The following is a 17,548-nucleotide window of genomic DNA, read 5'->3' on the forward strand; positions in this document are numbered from 1 at the left end:
AGAGTGCGGATCTGTTTGCTCGCCGCGGCGCTGCTCGCCGTGCCGGTGCTATCTGCTTGTGGCGGCGGCGACGAGGCGCCCGCGGTCACCCAGGCGGAGCTGTCGAAGTCGTTGCAGGACAAGGGGCTGACCAATCCGGAGCTGGCCGACTGCGCGGCGCAGGTCTTCCTGGATTCGGGCATGTCGCAGGACGGGCTGCGGGTGATGGTGTCCAACGCGCAGTCCGGTGATCCGGCCAAGCTGCTCGGCCAGGACGACGCCGCCAAGGTGGGCGCCGCGCAGTCCAAGATCGCGGAGAACTGCGTGCACCTGGGCCGCTGAGCCGCGGGCCGTATCGATCGCGGCGATTCAAACCCTCGTCGGGCTCCCACGCCGGTGTTGCACTGGAAACGCCGACGAGAAGGAGCCGCTATGACAACGGAGAGAATCGCCGACCAGGTCTCGTTCGCCTACTGGGTCCCCAACGTCAGCGGGGGGCTGGTGACCAGCGAGATCGAGCAGCGCACCGGCTGGGACTTCGAATACAACAAGAAGCTCGCGCAGACCGCCGAGCGCAACGGTTTCGACTACGCGCTCTCCCAGGTCCGCTACACCGCCTCCTATGGCGCGGAGTACCAGCACGAGTCGACCTCGTTCAGCCTCGCGCTGCTCGGGGCGACCGAGCGGCTGAAGGTGATCGCCGCGGTCCATCCTGGGCTGTGGCATCCGGCCGTGCTGGCCAAGTTCGGCGCGACGGCCGACCACCTCTCCGGTGGGCGGTTCGCGATCAACGTCGTGTCCGGCTGGTTCGCCGGTGAGTTCCAGGCGCTGGGCGAGCCGTGGCTCGAGCACGACGAAAGGTACCGGCGCAGTGCCGAATTCCTCGAGGTGATCCGCAAGATCTGGACCGAGGACGCGGTGAACTACGGCGGCGACTTCTACCGCATCCGCGACTTCACCCTCAAGCCCAAGCCGCTCAACACTGCGGAAAGACCGAATCCCGAACTGTTCCAGGGTGGTAACTCCACCGCCGCGCGCCGCAACGGCGGCCGCTACGCCGACTGGTACTTCTCCAACGGCAAGGACTTCGACGGTGTCACCGAGCAATTGGACGACCTGCGCGCCGTCGCCAGGGACAACGACCGCGAGGTGAAGTTCGGGCTCAACGGCTTCATCATCGCCCGCGACACCGAGCGCGAAGCCCGCGACACCCTGCGCGAGATCGTCGAGAAGGCGAACAAGCCCGCGGTGCAGGGGTTCCGCGACGCCGTGCAGCAGGCCGGGGCCTCGACCACCGATCGCAAGGGCATGTGGGCCGACTCCACCTTCGAGGACCTGGTCCAGTACAACGACGGCTTCCGCACCGGGCTGATCGGCACGCCCGAGCAGATCGCGGAGCGGATCGTGGCGTACCGGGCGCTCGGTGTCGACCTCATCCTGGCCGGATTCCTGCACTTCCAGGAGGAGATCGAGTACTTCGGCGCCAAGGTGCTGCCGCTGGTGCGTGAGCTGGAGGCCGCCGCAACCCCGGTCGCGGCGGGACGCTGATGACCGTGGTGACCGCCGAGCGGATCACCACGGCCGCACAGGCATTGGCGATCGCCGCCGAACTCGCCGCCGACTTCGCGCGCGGCGCGGCCGAGCGGGATCACACGCGCAGGCTGCCGCACGAGGAACTGGATCAGCTCTCGGCCAGTGGGCTGCTGGCGATCACGGTGCCCGCGGCCTTCGGCGGTGCCGACCTGCCGCCGAGCGTGGTCGCCGAGGTGTTCCGCATCCTGGCGAGCGCCGATCCGAATATCGCGCAGGTGCCGCACAGTCACTTCGTGTATCTGAACCTGTTGCGGCTGGCCGGAACTCCCGCGCAGCAGCGGGAGTACTTCGGGCGGGTGCTCGCCGGCGCGCGCATCGCCAACGCGCAGTCCGAACGGGGCGGGGCCACCGTCGCCGACATCGCCACGACGGTGCGTCCGGTCGACGGGCGGTTCGTCGTCGACGGCACCAAGTACTACTGCACCGGGTCGCTGTTCGCCGACGTGCTCGCGGTGCTGACCAGACTCGATGACCCGCAGGGTGTTTCGGGCCGGGAGCCGGGGGAGTACGTGGCCTTCGTCGCCGCGCTGGAACCGGGCGTGCGCATCGTCGACGACTGGGACGCGCTCGGCCAGCGGACGACCGGCAGCGGCACCGTCGAGTTCGACGCGGTGACCGTGGACGCCGACCAGCTGGTGCCGCGCGCCGCCGCGGTGCACGCGCCGACCGGCTACGGCGCGTTCGCCCAGCTGCTGCACGCCGCGATCGACGCGGGCATCGCGCGGGGCGCGCTGGCAGCCGCCGCCGAATTCGTGCGCACGCGGAGCAGGCCGTGGTTCGAAGCCGGGGTCGACAGGGCGATCGATGATCCGCTGGTGGTGCAGCGCTTCGGTGAGCTGGCCGTGTCGGTGGCCGCGGCGGAATCCTCGCTGGTCGTCGCCGGTGCGGCGGTCGACGCGGCGATCCGCGGAACCTCGGCGGCGGGGCACGCCCTCCGTCCCCCGGCCGAGCGGGCCGACGTGGGCGAGCACCAGGACGACGCCGCGCGGGCATCGATCGCGGTCGCGACCGCCAAGGTCCTCGCCGATCGCGCTGCGAACGAGGCGTCGGCGGCGATATTCGAGGTGGGTGGCACGCGCAGCGCCGCGGCCGGGCATCGGCTCGACCACTTCTGGCGCAACGCGCGCACCCACACCCTGCACGACCCGGTGCGCTGGAAGTACCAGCACATCGGCCGGGCGGTGCTGCACGATCGGCCGCCACCGCTGCACGGCGTCATCTGAGCACGGACGAAAGACAGAGTGAGGTACATCCAGTGACAGTGACCGTCGTCGTCGGCAATCCGAAGCCGGCCTCTCGCACCTTGGACGCGGCCGTGCGGGTCGCGCGGGCGCTGCGCCCCGGCGCCGAACCCGAGGTGATCGATCTCGTGACCCTCGGCCCCGGCCTGCTCGGCTGGGGCGACCCCGAGGTCACCGCGGCCGCGCGCGCCGTCGCCGCCTCGGAGCTGGTGGTCTTCGCCAGCCCGACCTTCAAGGCCACCTACACCGGGCTGCTGAAACTGTTCCTGGAACAGTTCGACGGCGGCACCGGGCTGGCGGGCGTGGTCACCGTGCCGGTGATGCTCGGTGCCGGGCCAGCCCACGCGCTCGCGCCGGATCTGCTGCTCAAGCCGGTGCTGGTGGAGATCGGCGGGACCGCGGCGCTGCCGGGGCTCTATCTCGCCGATCGTGGTTTCGCCGAGGACGGCGTCATCGAGGCGTATGCCCAACGCTGGGCGCCCGTCGTCACGGCATTGCTCGAACAGCCCGTGGAGGCGACGAATCATGCATGAGCTCTTGGACTTTCCCGCCGACGGCACCGGCCTGCGCCGCGCCTTCGCGAACTTCCCCAGCGGGGTCGTCGCGGTGTGCGCGGAGATCGACGGCACACCGCACGGCCTGGCGGTGAGCACCTTCGTACCGGTCTCCCTCGACCCACCGCTGGTCTCGTTCTGCGTGCAGAACTCCTCGTCGACCTGGCCGAAACTGGCCGGCGCGGGCCACCTGGGCCTCAGCCTGCTCGGCACCGACCAGCAGGCGGCCGCCAAGGCCCTCGGCGCCCGCAACGGCGACCGCTTCCGCGAGACCGCCCTGCACCGCGGTACCGGCGAAGCCGTCTTCATCGACGGCGCCACCGCCTGGATCGAGGGCGTCCCGGAAACCCACGTCCCCGCGGGCGACCACCTCGTCGTCCTCCTGCGCGTCAACCGCGTCGCCGCGCGTGAGGACCTCGACCCACTCGTGTTCCACGGCAGCAAGTTCCGCACGCTGCACGCGGGCTGATTCGACGACGAAGGCCCTGATCCGACGATCGGGGCCTTCGTCGTCGATCGCGGTGCTGCCTCGAACGCTCGGACAATGTGTTCGGTATCGGTTGTTCGCGGGTGATCGTGGACGGTAGCCTTCGGGCGGGGGGATTCGGACAGTCGGCACGAGCTGCGGAGAGCCGTTCTCGCCCGCCATTTCCACTGTCACACGGGGGTTTTCGAATGTCTCAGATCGATGCGATGCGGGCGGGCGTGCCGTCGCCCTACGCGAACCAGCCCGCGGTTCGGCGATCGACCCGCCTCGCCGGATCCGCCGGGATCGCGCTGGGTAGCGTGCTCGCGGCCTGCTCCGCCGGACTCGTGGTAGCCGGCCTGGTCGATCGCCAGTACCTGATCGTCGTCTGCGTGGTCGCGCTGCTGCCCGGGATTCTCGCCCTCAGCCTGCTCACGGCGTCACGGCGGATTCTGCGTGGCGAGATCAACGGAACCACCAGGGCGATGACGATGCTGGTCACCGCGAGCGGCCTGGTCCTGATGGGAACCGTCGGCGCCGTCATCGAAGGGCCATGGCCCGCGAAGATCCTGATGGTCGCCCTCACCATCGGCACCTTCACCACCGCAGCGTTGGTCAACCGCGCCGACCGAGCCCTGAAGGGTCAATAGCGCGGAAACGACGAAAGCCCCCGGGTGACCTGGGGGCTTTCGTGCTGGAGCCGATGACGGGAATCGAACCCGCGCTGTCTGCTTGGGAAGTAGAAGGATGTGCGGGAATGGCGGTCTGACCTGGGCTGGCCGTTGTGCGTGGGGTACCTCGGCTTACCCTTGCTGACCCTGGCTTGTGGCATGTGTGTGGCACATCGGCAGGGTATCTGCCTGTCGATCGACTCATGTAGTGCCGCGACCGGCTGCGACCACTCGTCACACGGCAGCCTGTTTGAAGTGATTTACATCACTTTCAACCCATCGCGGCGGCGCATACGCAACCAAGTTTGCCGCCATCTCCCCCTTCGCGCCCACCGTTCACCCCCTGCGTAACGCTATTCACCCCCATGCGTATCCACCATCAAATCCCGCGTAACAGCCATCCCCCCCAGCGAAACAGCCAATCACCCCCACAAAAAAGCCATCACCCCCACGTATCCACCATAAAAACCCCAGGCCGTCGATGCACGTCAGAACCCACATCTCAGGATCTGACGTCGACGATGACAGTTGGCGCAAGGGCGCAGAAACATGCTCCAATGGCCTTGGCCCCATTGGTGATTGATCGCCAAAAGGGCGCTGCCCCCAATCTGAGGCAACAGAGAGGGGGCAGCCATGTCCACGAATATCGCGACCCATGAACAAGGACAATCATGCCTGATTTGGATACACCAGGACAGAGCGACCCCCGCCGCAACGTACCCGAGCCCGATCGGCCAACTGACCCGATGGCGTCAGCAGCTTTCTGCGTCGCAGTTTTCACTGCCGTCGGCGTGGTGACGGACTGGGACACAGCGGCGACGGTCCTGATCGCCTGCTTGGCCATGCTCACAGGAAGATAGGCCAGCGAGTGCCTCGGCTTAGGTCGGGTTGCGCATGATGTGGTCTGGTTCCCGGCCTGCCCTTAGGCCTGCCTGTCACATGCCGGGGCTCCTCGCAGGTCAAAGGCGGACGATTGGAACCGAATTCTGTTCAGCAACGTCCAACCAGGCATGACAGAGAATCAGCACGTAGTAGTTCGGCCAGTGCCGCAGTACGAACCGGCGCTGGAACCGCTTCCGACGCCGGTCGGCGCCGATGCGCCTCGGTGGCCAGCCAGTTTCGACCGAGAGGAGATTCCGGTCGAGTAGGTCCGCGGTTGCTGCGTTGGGTAGGCCCTGTGCGGGGTCGGCCTGCGCATGGCGGGGCTGGCTTCCGGCCTGCCCCTTAGGGCCTGCCCTTCGTGCGCAGAGGCTCACGGGTCAAGGGTGGCGATAGCCATCAGCGCAGCTGACGCCAAAGGCGCCCTTGACGCGTGAGGGGCGCACGAACACAATGCAGGCCGACACCGGACAGGGCCGATCCCACGTCAATCGGGGTAGTTCCTTCGCGCGACCGGACCACAGCAAGTCCCTCAGCTGGAACCGGAGACCAAGGCACCCGACCCGCGGCAGAGGCAGTCCGGTAGGGCACCCGACGCGCCCAGCACTGCTCGGCAATGCCAGAAGCGACCAACGAACGGCCATGAGATTCGAGGGCACGCAGGCGATTTCGGTGCCTCGCGGGGCGCGCTGGGGTCGGTCCGCTATCTATCTAAGTAATAGACGAATTCGGCAGTTGTTCGTGATGGTTGTGGTCGGTGACCGGACCCGGGTGGAGCAGGCCCGGTCACCGCGGCCGATCAGAACGGAGGCTCGTCGGCCTGGGTGCTGCTGGTGCTGTTGCGGCTGTAGCGGATGATCTTCGCCTTCTGGGCCTTCAGGTCGACGGCGACCGTGTCGGCGGTGAGTTCGAGTGCGGCGCGTGGCTTGGCGTCCTTTCCGATGTAGGCGTCGGTGGTGATGCGGTGGCCGGTGACGGTGACTCGGCAGCCCTTGACCAGGCTGTCGCCGGCGAGTTCGGCCAGATCGCCCCAGCAGGCGATGCGGATGGCGGTCTTGGCTGCGTCGACCCATTCGTTGCGTTCGCGGTCGTAGCGGCGGTCGTTGGAGATCACGGTGAAGTTGGCGACGAGCTTGCCGGAGCCCGTGGTACGGACCTCGGGGTCGGCAGTGAGGTGGCCGGTGATGGTGACGGTGACGTTGTTGGCCATGACTGTTGCCTCCTGGCTGGGGGTCCCGGTAGCCGGTTCCCGGTGGTGGGTGGGACGGAGGACAGCAGGGCGGGGCCTTGCCGGGCGGGACAGGACTCGCCACGGGGCCGACGCACAGGAATGTTGGGGGCGTAGCTCATTGATGTGGGGCGGTTTCGGGGTGACCTCGGCTTGGTCTTGGCCTGGTCGGTGAGGTGCTGCCAGGGTGGCATTCGGCCCGCGCGCCATCGGGAGACGGATGCGGGGTCCAGCCGGGAGGCGACAGGCGTGGTCGGCGGCGGCAGTGGTGTCAGCAGTGGTGACCTCGTCGTCGACGTCGGGGTGCGTGCCGCGGGCGCCGGTGAGGTCGTCGGCGGGTTCAGTGTGGTCTGCGGCGGGCGGTGGTGCGGGTGTGAACGTGGCGGATGGGTCGACGTGGCCGAGGCCGTGAGCCGGGTCGGCTGCTGGGGTGAGGTGGTCGGAGTCGCCGGTGGCGGGATGGACAAGGGCTGACGTGTTGCCGTTGCCGGTCACCGGGTCAGCGGCGGTGCCTGGAGCGGGAAGGGCGCCGAGTCGCGTGGTGTGCTCGGGCTCGCCGTCGGCATGGTCGTCGTCGGCGTGCAGGCCCAGAAGGCGGAGGTCAGCCGGTGCAGTCGCGGCAGTGCCGGCAGTGGTCAGGTCGACGAGCAGCCGTTCTGAGCGGTCGTGGTGAGCGGGTCTGCTCCGGCCGGGTCCGGTTGTCGAACGCTGCTGTCACGGGCGGCTGACGGATTTGGCTATTACTTGGATCAACCTCGGCGTGCTGGGTGTGCCGCGACCCGCCGCCGCTCCCGCCCGCCGGAGCGCCAGCGGAGGTGGGCGGCTGTGCGTCGCCGCGGGGCGCGGCGCGCGCAGCGCGCCGTCTTGATCCCGTATAGCCAAATTCAGCAACGATGTGGCGTCCGTCCGACCACGCGGTTTACCTCACATGGGCAACAATCTGTCCCCACCTGGCGATATACTGAACAGTCAAGGCTAGAGGCTGTACGGTGCAGGGACGAGCCTAGACAGTGAGTGGGGTGTCGAGGTGTTGGCTGCCAACGATGTTGCTTCGGTAATCATCGCACGACGCGGTACATGGATGGACGCCTGGAGCCTTCAGAAGTTGCTCTACTACGTGCAGGCGTGGCACATGGCGGTTACGAACACGCCCTTGTTTGAGGATCGGATCGAGGCATGGAAGGACGGCCCGGTCGTTCCTCCAGTTTGGCGTTCTCGTCGCAGCCAGGAAAGCCGGCTCGCTGCTAACCAAGATGCGGAGCGCGTTGACCTGCCGCCGCTTGCATCCGAGCTGATTGATTTGGTTCTCGGCACATATGGATCTATGTCGGGCGAAGAGCTGCGTGCACTCACCCACGTAGAGGAGCCATGGATGGACGCTCGTGGCGACCTGGGTGAGTCAGCTTCGTGCGACAGCGAGATCCCACTCGACACCATGGCGCGGTTCTACCGGGCTAGTCGGACGCTTGGTGGGCGGACCGCTGCCGACCTGTCGGCTACCGGGATCTACGTTCGATGTGCTGATGTTAGGGAGCCCGTTGATGTTCGCGGACTGCTTGCAGATATGGATGACGACTACTCGGATCCAGGTATCGACGAATGGGGCGGCGCAAACTTGCACGATAGGGCTACCTTAAAGGCAGAGGGAGTTGAGGAGCAGCGTCATCGCACCTTTGCGGGTGCGTGAGCGATGCATCCTGACAACCGCCATGTCGTCGTCTTTGACTGCAACATTTACCTTGACGTCGCAAACTTGGTTGGTCCGCCGTTCACGTGGCTGAGGTTCAGCGAACTAACGGCAACTCTTGCTGCAGTGCCGGTCCCGCATCCGAGTGACCGGGCGTGGGACTCTCTGCGCGCCGTGGCAGCGAGTACTTCAGGACGGTTTGCGGGGAGTGAGACACTTGAGGTCTGGACTTCGGCGCACATAGATCAGACTGTCCAGTACAAGGCAAAACAGTCACCTGTGCCTGACGATGCCAGTGGGCATAAGGGGCTGGGTTGGACTGACGATGACGCGTCTGGGCTGATTGATGACCTGATCTACGACGTCACGGCGAGGTCCGCTGGCGGTACTCTGGGCGCCAACTACCCGGAGGGCGATCCGCCACTCGATCACGAGGACGGCATGGTGTTCGGCGCCTGCAGAGCGCTGGCGAGCGAAGACCCGCTTAGTACTGTCTACTGCGTAACCCGCGACCGCGGTTTCCTGAAGGCTCACAGCGACGGCTCTCTCGGTAGTCAGGTGATCGTGTTGTCGCCTAGTCAGTACGTCGGATTGTTGAGGATGGCACGCAAAAGCTATTCGATCGCGAGTATGCGACGATAGTGGCTTGAGGCGGCTTGGTCGTCGGGGCGTGCTCGTGTGCCTCCCGCCTATTCGATCCAGACGACGCGCCTGCCGCTGTTAGTCTGACCTGCCGCAGATTGCACTCAGCAGTGACGACATGCTGGCGATGGTCGCGACTGGTTCGAAAGGAGCGAACCGCTCAGCCTTGCCTGGTTTGTTTGCGTAGCCGATTGCGGGGATTCCGGCGGAGGCTGCTGCCTGCAGGTCCGTCACTGAGTCGCCAGTGAAGGTTGCCTTTCCCGCATCGACCCGTAGGTCCATGAGCGCAAAGTCGAGCAGGTATGGGCTCGGTTTGAGCCTCGTCGTCGAGGATGTGCGCGCGAAGATGCCGGCAACGTCGCGTCGTAGGTGGTAGGTGCGGAGGTAGGCGTCGATCGCCTCGGCTGAGTTGTTGCTGACAATGGCAACTGATCCTGAGCGGCGGGCAGATGCTTCACGAATTACGTTGTGCGCGTGCGGTGTTGGAGATGCAAGGGCAACTGCCTCAACCTCTAGACGCGTCAGCTCCGCCTCAGTGGCAATGGCAATCTCGGGGGAAATCTGGGCTGCGTAGTCAAGCAACTCGAACGGGTCCGACGTCGCCCCGAGGTTCGGAGGTAGGGCGATGCCCATCGCTGCACCGAGCTGTTCGGCGACACGTCGACTGGAGATGCCAGAGAACACGGAACAGATCGGGCCGTCGAAGTCGAGCAGCAGGCACGGGCGGTTGGCGATAAGGCGGCGGAGGTCGTTCACGGATGGTAGTCCCGGGCGACTGAGGTCCAAATGCTGTCGAACCACATCATCGACTGAGTGACGAATTGGCTTCCCATGGTGTCTGGGTCGACATCCCGCGAGTAGTGGAACAGTGTGGCGTCCTTGCCCATGAGATCCCACATAGCGACGTCCTCGCCGTCGAGTGGGATCGTGTGCTCAACCACTGGGTAGTAGCCAGAGAACGCCTGCTCGCCGTTGAGAACGTAGAGCTTGAACAGTGGGACAGCTGGGTACGTTCGGATCTGGGCAGAGGCCGACGGAACAAGTCCCAGTCGGCCGAGTTCAGCGACAGACTCCACGATGGCGCTGCCGTGGCGGTCCATGATCTTGGTCGCTCGCTTGCGGAACGCTGGGCTGTCCTCGAGGTTGTCAACTCGGGCTGGCAGCGACCACGGCTGCGACGGATCGGGGAGCAGTAGGCGGACGGTAAGGCTGTCCGGACGGAGTCGTCCTTCGCGGATGCGGTCGAGCGGTTCGGCTATCGCGCCGTGCAGTGTCTCGCCGGAGAACCCGGCGAAGTCCACGGTGACGTTCGGCGCCTCGAACGCTTGCTCGATGTGCGGGCGCAGTCCCACCGGCCGCTCGGTGCGCTCGCGGACGTAGGTGCCACTGCCCGGTCTGCTGACGACTAGGCCCTCCTCGCGAAGCGCTCGGATCGCTGCTTCGGCGGTGGCCTTTGCGACTCCGAAGCGCTCAACGAGTTGCGGACCGGAGGGGATGCGCTCGCCGGGAGCGAACTTCCGGGTGAGGATCGCCGCACGCAGGATGTTGGCGATCTGCTGGGACGCCGGGCGCGGGTCGTCGGGGTCGATTGTCTCCATTGCCCCAGCATAGGGCCGATTCCCTAGGTAAATCATGTAGGTATTGACCTCCCTAGGGAGCTAACGTAACCTTGAAGCTACCTAGGGAACCTAGGGGTATGACTCGGTCAAATTCGACCGCATCAGACGTTCTGTCAATCCCTCTGACACCAGGAGCTGAATTCAATGGCACTCAAGGACATGTGGATCCCCACCGACTTCCGTTCCGTCTTCCCGATGGGCGTATTCCTGATCGGCAACATCGAGGCTCAGACCGAGTTCAGCTCGGACCGCAACGCACCGAAGCGGCACGCCCTCGACTTCGACCGGGAAGGCAACGGCACCGGCAAGCGCCTGTGGAAGGCCACGATCATGGACCCCTCGGGCGGGAACGCGAAGAACTCCAGCTTCGACGTCACGTTCGTCGCCGATCAGCAGCCGATCCCGGCTGGCGTGGAGGTCTCGCCGGGGCTGCGCTCGATCGAGCTGGAGGGGTTGCTGATCAAGCCGCGTGTCGTCGGCAACGGCGAGTTCAAGTCGATCAGCTTCTACATCCGCGCGACCGGGATCAAGGGCGACACCTCCGGCGCGAAGGTCAACCAGCCTGCCGCGCAGAAGGCCGCGTGATCGCCATGTCGCACGCGAGCACGTCGAGCGGCACGCTGACCGGGCTGGCGGTGGAGTACCACCCGGCCAAGGTCACCGATCGCGGGTACACCCGCCCCGCATCGGTCTGGATCACCATGGAGAACGAGCAGAACTCCGCGCATACGACGGTCTTCTTGGACATCGAGCACGTCCGCCAGCTTGCCGAGCAGCTGCCCGACATCCTCATGTCTCACGACGCCGCCGAACGCGCTGCCCGTGAGCAGGCTACGGCTGTGGCTGAGTCCCAGGCGGCGTGACCATGGGTACGGCGGATCAGCAGCCTAAGGGCATCCGGTGGGCACGCTGGTCCGCCGTGGTCATCGTCGTCGCGATCGGCGCCGCAGCGTTCGTATTGTCGTTCGCGGCGCTGCGTGACCTCGCGGTCATGGCGAACACCCCCGCACCACTGGCGTGGCTGTTCCCGGTGATCGTGGACGGCACCATCATTCAAGCCACCATCGCGGTGCTCGCCCTGGCCGACAGTCCCGAACGGTCCTTCTTCACCCGGGTTCTGATCGCCGGGGCGACGGTCTCGATCGGCGGCAACATCGCCCACGCAGTTGTGTCCGGCCACGGCGTCCTGGCCGCGGTCCTGGCGGTGATCGCTCCGGCCGCCCTGTTGGTCGACACTCACGGCCTGGCCGTGCTCCTGCGGGCGCGGAACACCCCGTCGCAGAGCGCAATACCCGCCACCGCGGTGGTGGCAGAACCCGACTCCGCCGATCCCGGACCCGATGTGGTGCCCGCGGTCGCGGCTCCTGCTCCGGCTCTCGTGCCGGTGCACACCATCCATCCTCCGCGTTCGGCTGCGCCGTTGCTGCCTGTCGCGGTCCCGATCCCTACAAGGGGTAACTGACATGGCTGATCACTCGTTCATGACGGTCACAACCATCTCCGACGACAACACCTGCGACGTCCGCTACAGCGAGCCGACCGGCATGCTCGTCGTGCAGCTCGGGGACAGCAGGCTGTTCATGCCGCCGGTCGACGCCGCCACGCTGGTCGACCAGCTCACCGAGGCCCTCAACGCCTACACCGCGACCCTGCGGGCGGTGGCGTGATGGTCACGACCATTGTCGCGTTGTCGACCATCCTCGCTGCCGGGGTGCTGCTGTGGTGGCGCCACCTCGACGGGGTGATCCGTCCGGCTATGGACACCGACCCATTCGCCGGCATCCCGGTCGAGCTGCGGGCCGCGGCCAACATCCTCACCGATGTCCGGCACCTGGCGCTGATGTGGTCCGCGGTCGGGCTGGGCTCGGCGGGCAACTGGCCGACCATCGTCGGCGGCGTCGACCTCGTCCCCTCGGGCGCGGTGTTCGAGGTGCAGATCCTCGGCGGGCAGAAGCTGACCGACTGGACCAACGAGGAAACCCGCGATGTCCTCGCGCAGTACCTCGGCGTCGCGAAAGTGCTCGTGCAGCAGCGTGAACCGGGGTTCGTGCACATCGAGCTGCGGACCTTCGACACGCTGTCGGCCGCAGTCGATCCGGTGACGCCGCTGGATGTGTCCTCGACCGGTGTCGACCTCGAAGCGGTGGTCGCCGGTATCCGTGAGGACGGGCAGCTGTGGCTGCTGCGGGTCCTCTACGCCCACATCCTGCTCGCCGGGGCGACCGGTTCGGGCAAGGGCTCGGTGCTGTGGTCGATCATCCGCGGCATCGGCCCGGCGATCAAAGCCGGATTCGTGGACGTGTGGATGGCGGACCCGAAGGGCGGCATGGAGTTCGGGCGCGGCGGCAAGCTGTGGGTGCGGTTCGAATGGACCGCTGACGGCATCCTCGCCATGCTCACCGAAGCAGTGGAGCTGATGCAGAACCGCGCGTCGGACCTGCGCGGCGCCGGTGTCCGCAAGCACGTGCCGACCCCGGACGCACCGCTGATCCTGATCGTGATCGACGAGGCTGCCGCCCTGTCGGCCTATGCCAGTCGTGAGCAGCGGCAGGAGTTCGAACGCCTGCTCGGGCTGCTGCTGTCGCAGGGCCGTGCGGTCGGGGTCTCGGTGATCGCGGCGTTGCAGGACCCGTCGAAGGAGACGATGCCGTTCCGGCAGCTGTTCCCGGTCCGCATCGGACTCCGGCTGGACGAGCCGACGCAGACCTCGATGATCCACGGCCAGGGATCCAAGGACCGCGGTGCCCTGTGCCACGAAATCCCTGATACCACCCCGGGCGTGGGCTACGTCGGCGAGGACGGCACCACCGAGTTCGTGCGAGTCCGCGCGTTCTGGATTTCCGACGAGCAGGCCGACGCGATCGTCGACGCCTTCGCCCCGACCCCGGCCGAGGTCATCGACCTGTCCGACGACGGCGCCGACGGCGAGTTCGACCCGGCCACGTTCGACCCGGACTACATCCCCGGCGAGGACGACGAACAGGGGCGTGCGGCATGAAGCGCGGATTCCACACCGAAAGCCACGTCGTGGCCTACTGCCACGTCTGCGGCGACATCTACACCGACGCCGATGGCGAGTCGATCTGCTTCGACACCACCGCCCAGGCCGTGGAGTTCCTGGCCGTGGACACCGCGACCGGGTGGGCCTTCGACGGCGACCTCGTGCGCTGCGAGACCTGCCTGATCGGCGAACAGTGCCGCCGCGACGGCCACGACTTCGTCCTCACCCGCTACCAGCCCCCGCTGCTGGACACCGTCGAGTGCTCGCGCTGCGGGCTCCTCGCACCCGAACAGGAGATCTGACCATGGCCCGCAACAACATTCACGCCGAGACCGGTCTGGCCGATGTGATCGACTTCGCCGCGCGGGCGCGCTGCCGCTCCGAAGCTCGCGGCCTCGACCCGGTCGCCGTGGCGGTGAACATGCTCGCCGAAACCGGGATGGCTCCGGCCTGGAACGACTACAGCGGCGACGACTGGGGCGACGCGGCATGAACACCGTGCGCCGTCCGCGTCTGCTGGACCTGTACTGCAAGGCCGGCGGTGCCGCGATGGGCTACCACCGGGCGGGGTTCGATGTCGTCGGCGTCGATATCGAGCCCCAGCCGCGCTACCCGTTCGACTTCCATCAGGGGGATGCGCTGGAGTTCCTGGCCGCGCACGGGCACGAGTTCGACGCCGTCCATGCCTCGCCGCCGTGCCACGACCATTCGCCGCTGTCGTCGCGCGCCGGCGTCAACGGCTCGGGGTGGCTGTTGGGCGCGACCCTGCGGCAGCTCGCCGCGCAGCCGGTGCCGTGGCTGGTCGAGAACGTCATGGGCGCCGAGATGCGCTCTGATGTCGTGCTGTGCGGCTCGATGTTCGGGCTGCGGACCTATCGGCACCGCAAATTCGCGGTCGATCACCGGATTCCGTGGCTGCCCTCGGTTCCGTGGCATCCCGCTCACACCGCGCGTACCTCGACCAAGAATCGGCGCCGCGACTTCGACGCCGGCATGAACATCTCGATCACCGGCGATGTGGGCACCTGGCTCGGTCCGGCGTGCATGGGCATCGACTGGATGACCGGACCGGAACTGGCCCAAGCCATCCCGCCCGCCTACACCAACCACCTCGGCCTGCACTTGCTCGACCACGTCACCAACACCGGCGCCCAGGAGGCGGCATGACCACGAAATCCGTTGGCCGCAGATCAAATCCGGATGTCACTGCCGCGGCCGCGAAGATCCGGAAACAGCCGGACACCGCACTGCCGGAGCCGGTTCCGACTCCCGACCAACTACCACTGTTCCCCGTCGAAGACCTGACCCGGAAGGCAAACCGATGAGCAAGCCCACCACCAAACACGATCCGACCAGCGAGGTGTTCGACGCGGTCCTCACCGGGATAGGCCGGGCCGTGCTCGGGATCTTCGAACTGATCTGGTGGGCGATCTTGTTCCCGATGGTCACCATCCCGATCGGTGCGACGGCCGCGGCGTGGCTGCTGCTGGGCTGGCCCGCCGGGATCGCGGTGGCCGGGGTGATGGTCGCTGCGCTGCTGGCGTGGCGGCACTGGCACCGGGAGACCTTCGAGGACTGGTTCACCCGCCGAGCCCGTGCCCGGTTCCTGGCCGCCTTCCGCTACCGGCGCCGGTGGGCCGCGCTGATGACCGCGTGCGGGCTGTCGATTGTCGACGGTGACCGGGTGTTGGTGCCGCGGCTGAGCGAGGTGCTCATCGGTGAGAACTCCGACATCGTGCGGGCGCGGATGCTGCCCGGGCACTGCCCCGAATCGTGGACCGGCCGCGCCGAGCACCTCGCGCACGCCTTCGGCGCGCAGAACGCCCGGGTCAAGATCGCCGGTCCTGCCCAGATCGAAATCCTGTTCCGCCGTTCCGACGCGCTCGCTGACACCGTCGTCGTCCCGATCGAATCGGTCGCCGGCTTCAAGACCCTGCCCGGTCAAAAAGCTGCATGACCACCACCACTCCGATATCCCGATCCTGCTGAGGAGGCCACACGATGAACGCCACTACTGATTCCGCTCCTGCGGCCTCCGTCGGCAAGATGACCGCGGCCCAGCGCCGCGCCCTGCCTGACCTGCGCGACGTTGCGACCAGCGCCGCGGAGAAGGAAGGCGTATGCGCGCGGGTCATCCCCATGCGCGCTGTCGACGACCGCACCGGAACGATCAGCTACGTCGGGGCGCCGTGCAAGTCCCGCGACTCTGCGGTCTGCCCGGCGTGCGCGAAGGAATTCAAGCGGTTGCGGATGGACCAGTGCCGCGAGGGCTGGTGCTTGCAGGCCGAACCCGTGGACGATGTCGTGGAACCGACCGATGCGCAGCGGGAGCTGTTGACCGCTCGCGCCGAGTTGTTCGGCCAGTACCACGACGCTCTCCGCGATGGTGATCACGACCTCGCCGAATCCATCGCCGCGTTGGTGGCCGACCTCGACGCCGAGCTGCGCGACCTCGGCGTGCGTGGCCGGTTCCCCGCCCTGGACGAGAGCCCCCGCCGCAAAGCCAAGTCGACCCGGCGCCGCCAAGACGTGCCCGACCTGCCACGCCGCAAGGTCGAAAAGCGCACTGTCGGCGCCGTCTACAACGGCTACCAGCCCTCCACGTTCCTCACCCTGACCTGCGACTCCTACGGCCGCATCAACGAGGTGTTCGACCCCAAGGCCAAGAAGATGGTCTCCGACGGGTCGCCGGTCAACCCCGAGAGCTACGACTACGCCCGCTCCGCGCGCGACATCGTGCACTTCGCCGCCCTGTTCGATCGGTGGGTGCAGAACCTGCGCCGCGCGGTGGGCTGGGATGTGCAGTACTTCGCCACCGTCGAACCGCAGAAGCGCGGTGCCCCGCACCTGCACATCGCGATCCGGGGATCGGTGTCGAACAGGCTGCTGGCCGCGGTGACTGCCGCGACCTACCGGCAGATCTGGTGGCCGCACTTCGACCGCGAGGTCTACCGCGACGGGCACATGCCGATCTGGGACTACACCGCCGACACGTTCTGCGACCCCGATACCGGGGCGCCGCTGACCTCGTGGGAAGACGCACTGGCGGTGATGGATGAGGTCGACGACCTCGAACCCGCGCACGTGGTCCGGTTCGGCAAGCAGGCCAAGCCGATCCAGATCCTCGCCGGCACCGACAAGTTCGAGCGCAGCGTCGGCTACCTGACCAAATACATCACCAAGAGCGTGGGTGACCTGCTCGAACCCGGGTCACGCCGCGTCGCCGAGCACTACGACCGGCTGCACGCGGAGTTGTGCGTGACGCCGTGCTCGCCGCGGTGCGGAGTCTGGCTGCGCTACGGCATCGTTCCCCAGGGCGCCACCGACAAGACCGTCCCGGGCCGGTGCGGCGGCAAAGCGCATCGCCGCGACACCCTCGGCTTGCCAGGGCGCCGGGTCCTGGTGTCGAAGAAGTGGACCGGCAAGACCCTGCCCGACCACAAGGCCGAACGCCAGGAATTCGTTCGGCAACAGCTCGCCGCGGTCGGCATCGTCAAACCCGCCACCTCGCACCTACGCGTGTATCCGGTCCCGCCCGGCGACAAGGACGCCCCAGCACGCGAACACCTCGTGATCGCGCTGGCTGCGGCTCGCTCGAAATGGCGCGCGGAGTACACGGCGGCACGCCTCGCCATCGAGGAAATGTCAGGGCCACAGGGCAATTCGTTCGTTCAGCAATCTGTAGCAGCGTAGGGGAGGAGTGGAGATGTCTGTCGATTCGCAGTACCTGACCGTTGCAGGTGCCGCCGAATACCTCGGCACTGGCGAGAGGTTCATCCGTCGGTTGGTCGCAGAACGTCGGGTCGTGTTCTACAAGGTCGGCAGCCACGTCCGATTCAAGGCGTCCGACCTGGAGAAATTCGCGCAGGCCGGACGGGTTGACGTGGCGCCGAACTATCAGGATGTGGCGTAGTGGCAAAGCGTGGATTCGGCAGCCTTCGAAAGCTGCCATCCGGTCGATGGCAGGCGCGCTACCGCGGCCCGGATG

The 17,548-nt window shown here is 66.9% G+C and carries 22 protein-coding genes; 19 read left to right on the forward strand and 3 right to left on the reverse strand.

The features are described 5' to 3' along the window. The first annotated feature begins 3 nt into the window (after window positions 1-3). The 6 genes from ACFVW6_RS01630 to ACFVW6_RS01655 all read left to right on the forward strand — a co-directional run bounded on the left by ACFVW6_RS01630 (window position 4) and on the right by ACFVW6_RS01655 (window position 4,483). Window positions 4-321, forward strand: coding sequence for a hypothetical protein (locus ACFVW6_RS01630; RefSeq protein WP_355274888.1), 318 nt, complete (start codon window positions 4-6; stop codon window positions 319-321). Between the two features lie 90 nt (window positions 322-411). Beyond that, window positions 412-1,527: a dimethylsulfone monooxygenase SfnG gene (gene sfnG / locus ACFVW6_RS01635; protein ID WP_378824204.1), complete on the forward strand. Its 1,116-nt coding sequence runs from the start codon at window positions 412-414 to the stop codon at window positions 1,525-1,527. After that, window positions 1,527-2,795 carry an SfnB family sulfur acquisition oxidoreductase gene (locus tag ACFVW6_RS01640; RefSeq protein WP_378824203.1) on the forward strand — a complete coding sequence of 423 codons (1,269 nt, stop codon included), beginning with the start codon at window positions 1,527-1,529 and terminating at the stop codon, window positions 2,793-2,795. The genes sfnG and ACFVW6_RS01640 overlap by 1 nt, the downstream gene beginning before the upstream one ends. Window positions 2,796-2,827: 32 nt before the next feature. Continuing rightward, a complete protein-coding gene (locus ACFVW6_RS01645; RefSeq protein ID WP_355274881.1) occupies window positions 2,828-3,346 on the forward strand; it encodes an NAD(P)H-dependent oxidoreductase in 519 nt (172 codons plus the stop codon). Beyond that, window positions 3,339-3,836 (forward strand): flavin reductase family protein, encoded by a 498-nt coding sequence (locus tag ACFVW6_RS01650; RefSeq protein WP_378824202.1) that lies wholly within the window; start codon window positions 3,339-3,341, stop codon window positions 3,834-3,836. The genes ACFVW6_RS01645 and ACFVW6_RS01650 overlap by 8 nt, the downstream gene beginning before the upstream one ends. A 206-nt stretch (window positions 3,837-4,042) precedes the next feature. Then, entirely contained in the window at window positions 4,043-4,483 is a 441-nt protein-coding gene (locus ACFVW6_RS01655) for a hypothetical protein (protein ID WP_355274876.1), read from the forward strand. Between the two features lie 1,699 nt (window positions 4,484-6,182). Here ACFVW6_RS01655 and ssb read toward each other — a convergent pair. Beyond that, on the reverse strand, window positions 6,183-6,593 hold the full coding sequence (gene ssb / locus ACFVW6_RS01660; protein WP_378824201.1) for a single-stranded DNA-binding protein: 411 nt from the start codon (window positions 6,591-6,593) through the stop codon (window positions 6,183-6,185). A gap of 267 nt (window positions 6,594-6,860) precedes the next feature. Between ssb and ACFVW6_RS01665 the strand changes: the two genes are divergently transcribed. Both ACFVW6_RS01665 and ACFVW6_RS01670 read left to right on the forward strand, forming a co-directional pair. Continuing rightward, a complete protein-coding gene (locus ACFVW6_RS01665; RefSeq protein WP_378824200.1) occupies window positions 6,861-7,085 on the forward strand; it encodes a hypothetical protein in 225 nt (74 codons plus the stop codon). A gap of 553 nt (window positions 7,086-7,638) precedes the next feature. Further along, window positions 7,639-8,298: a Panacea domain-containing protein gene (locus tag ACFVW6_RS01670; protein ID WP_378824199.1), complete on the forward strand. Its 660-nt coding sequence runs from the start codon at window positions 7,639-7,641 to the stop codon at window positions 8,296-8,298. Window positions 8,299-9,018: 720 nt separating this feature from the next. Here ACFVW6_RS01670 and ACFVW6_RS01675 read toward each other — a convergent pair. Then, on the reverse strand, window positions 9,019-9,696 hold the full coding sequence (locus ACFVW6_RS01675) for an HAD family hydrolase (RefSeq protein WP_378824198.1): 678 nt from the start codon (window positions 9,694-9,696) through the stop codon (window positions 9,019-9,021). Further along, on the reverse strand, window positions 9,693-10,538 hold the full coding sequence (locus tag ACFVW6_RS01680; RefSeq protein ID WP_378824197.1) for a GntR family transcriptional regulator: 846 nt from the start codon (window positions 10,536-10,538) through the stop codon (window positions 9,693-9,695). The genes ACFVW6_RS01675 and ACFVW6_RS01680 overlap by 4 nt, the downstream gene beginning before the upstream one ends. 165 nt (window positions 10,539-10,703) lie before the next feature. Here ACFVW6_RS01680 and ACFVW6_RS01685 point away from each other — a divergent pair, with 165 nt between their 5' ends. The 11 genes from ACFVW6_RS01685 to ACFVW6_RS01735 all read left to right on the forward strand — a co-directional run bounded on the left by ACFVW6_RS01685 (window position 10,704) and on the right by ACFVW6_RS01735 (window position 17,473). After that, window positions 10,704-11,144, forward strand: a complete 441-nt coding sequence (locus ACFVW6_RS01685; RefSeq protein ID WP_378824196.1) for a hypothetical protein — start codon at window positions 10,704-10,706, stop codon at window positions 11,142-11,144. Beyond that, on the forward strand, window positions 11,141-11,422 hold the full coding sequence (locus ACFVW6_RS01690) for a hypothetical protein (protein WP_378824195.1): 282 nt from the start codon (window positions 11,141-11,143) through the stop codon (window positions 11,420-11,422). The genes ACFVW6_RS01685 and ACFVW6_RS01690 overlap by 4 nt, the downstream gene beginning before the upstream one ends. A gap of 2 nt (window positions 11,423-11,424) precedes the next feature. Next, window positions 11,425-12,021: a DUF2637 domain-containing protein gene (locus tag ACFVW6_RS01695; RefSeq protein WP_378824194.1), complete on the forward strand. Its 597-nt coding sequence runs from the start codon at window positions 11,425-11,427 to the stop codon at window positions 12,019-12,021. Window positions 12,022-12,040: 19 nt separating this feature from the next. Then, complete coding sequence (locus ACFVW6_RS01700; protein WP_378824193.1) at window positions 12,041-12,226, forward strand: hypothetical protein; 186 nt, start codon at window positions 12,041-12,043, stop codon at window positions 12,224-12,226. Beyond that, window positions 12,226-13,557 (forward strand): FtsK/SpoIIIE domain-containing protein, encoded by a 1,332-nt coding sequence (locus ACFVW6_RS01705; RefSeq protein WP_378824192.1) that lies wholly within the window; start codon window positions 12,226-12,228, stop codon window positions 13,555-13,557. The genes ACFVW6_RS01700 and ACFVW6_RS01705 overlap by 1 nt, the downstream gene beginning before the upstream one ends. Beyond that, the gene (locus ACFVW6_RS01710) at window positions 13,554-13,862 is read left to right on the forward strand and encodes a hypothetical protein (protein ID WP_378824191.1); all 309 of its coding nucleotides are present in this window, start codon (window positions 13,554-13,556) and stop codon (window positions 13,860-13,862) included. Before ACFVW6_RS01705 ends, ACFVW6_RS01710 begins: the two co-directional genes overlap by 4 nt. Before the next feature lie 2 nt (window positions 13,863-13,864). Continuing rightward, window positions 13,865-14,053: a hypothetical protein gene (locus ACFVW6_RS01715; protein ID WP_378824190.1), complete on the forward strand. Its 189-nt coding sequence runs from the start codon at window positions 13,865-13,867 to the stop codon at window positions 14,051-14,053. After that, window positions 14,050-14,727, forward strand: coding sequence for a DNA methylase (locus ACFVW6_RS01720; RefSeq protein ID WP_378824189.1), 678 nt, complete (start codon window positions 14,050-14,052; stop codon window positions 14,725-14,727). Before ACFVW6_RS01715 ends, ACFVW6_RS01720 begins: the two co-directional genes overlap by 4 nt. Window positions 14,728-14,881: 154 nt before the next feature. Beyond that, window positions 14,882-15,517 (forward strand): hypothetical protein, encoded by a 636-nt coding sequence (locus tag ACFVW6_RS01725; protein ID WP_378824188.1) that lies wholly within the window; start codon window positions 14,882-14,884, stop codon window positions 15,515-15,517. Between the two features lie 44 nt (window positions 15,518-15,561). Continuing rightward, window positions 15,562-17,253, forward strand: a complete 1,692-nt coding sequence (locus ACFVW6_RS01730) for a replication initiator (RefSeq protein ID WP_378824187.1) — start codon at window positions 15,562-15,564, stop codon at window positions 17,251-17,253. Between the two features lie 13 nt (window positions 17,254-17,266). Continuing rightward, entirely contained in the window at window positions 17,267-17,473 is a 207-nt protein-coding gene (locus tag ACFVW6_RS01735; RefSeq protein ID WP_378824186.1) for an excisionase, read from the forward strand. Window positions 17,474-17,548 lie beyond the last annotated feature (75 nt).

The sequence above is a fragment of the Nocardia sp. NPDC058244 genome (assembly GCF_042882065.1).
Taxonomy (GTDB): Bacteria; Actinomycetota; Actinomycetes; order Mycobacteriales; family Mycobacteriaceae; genus Nocardia.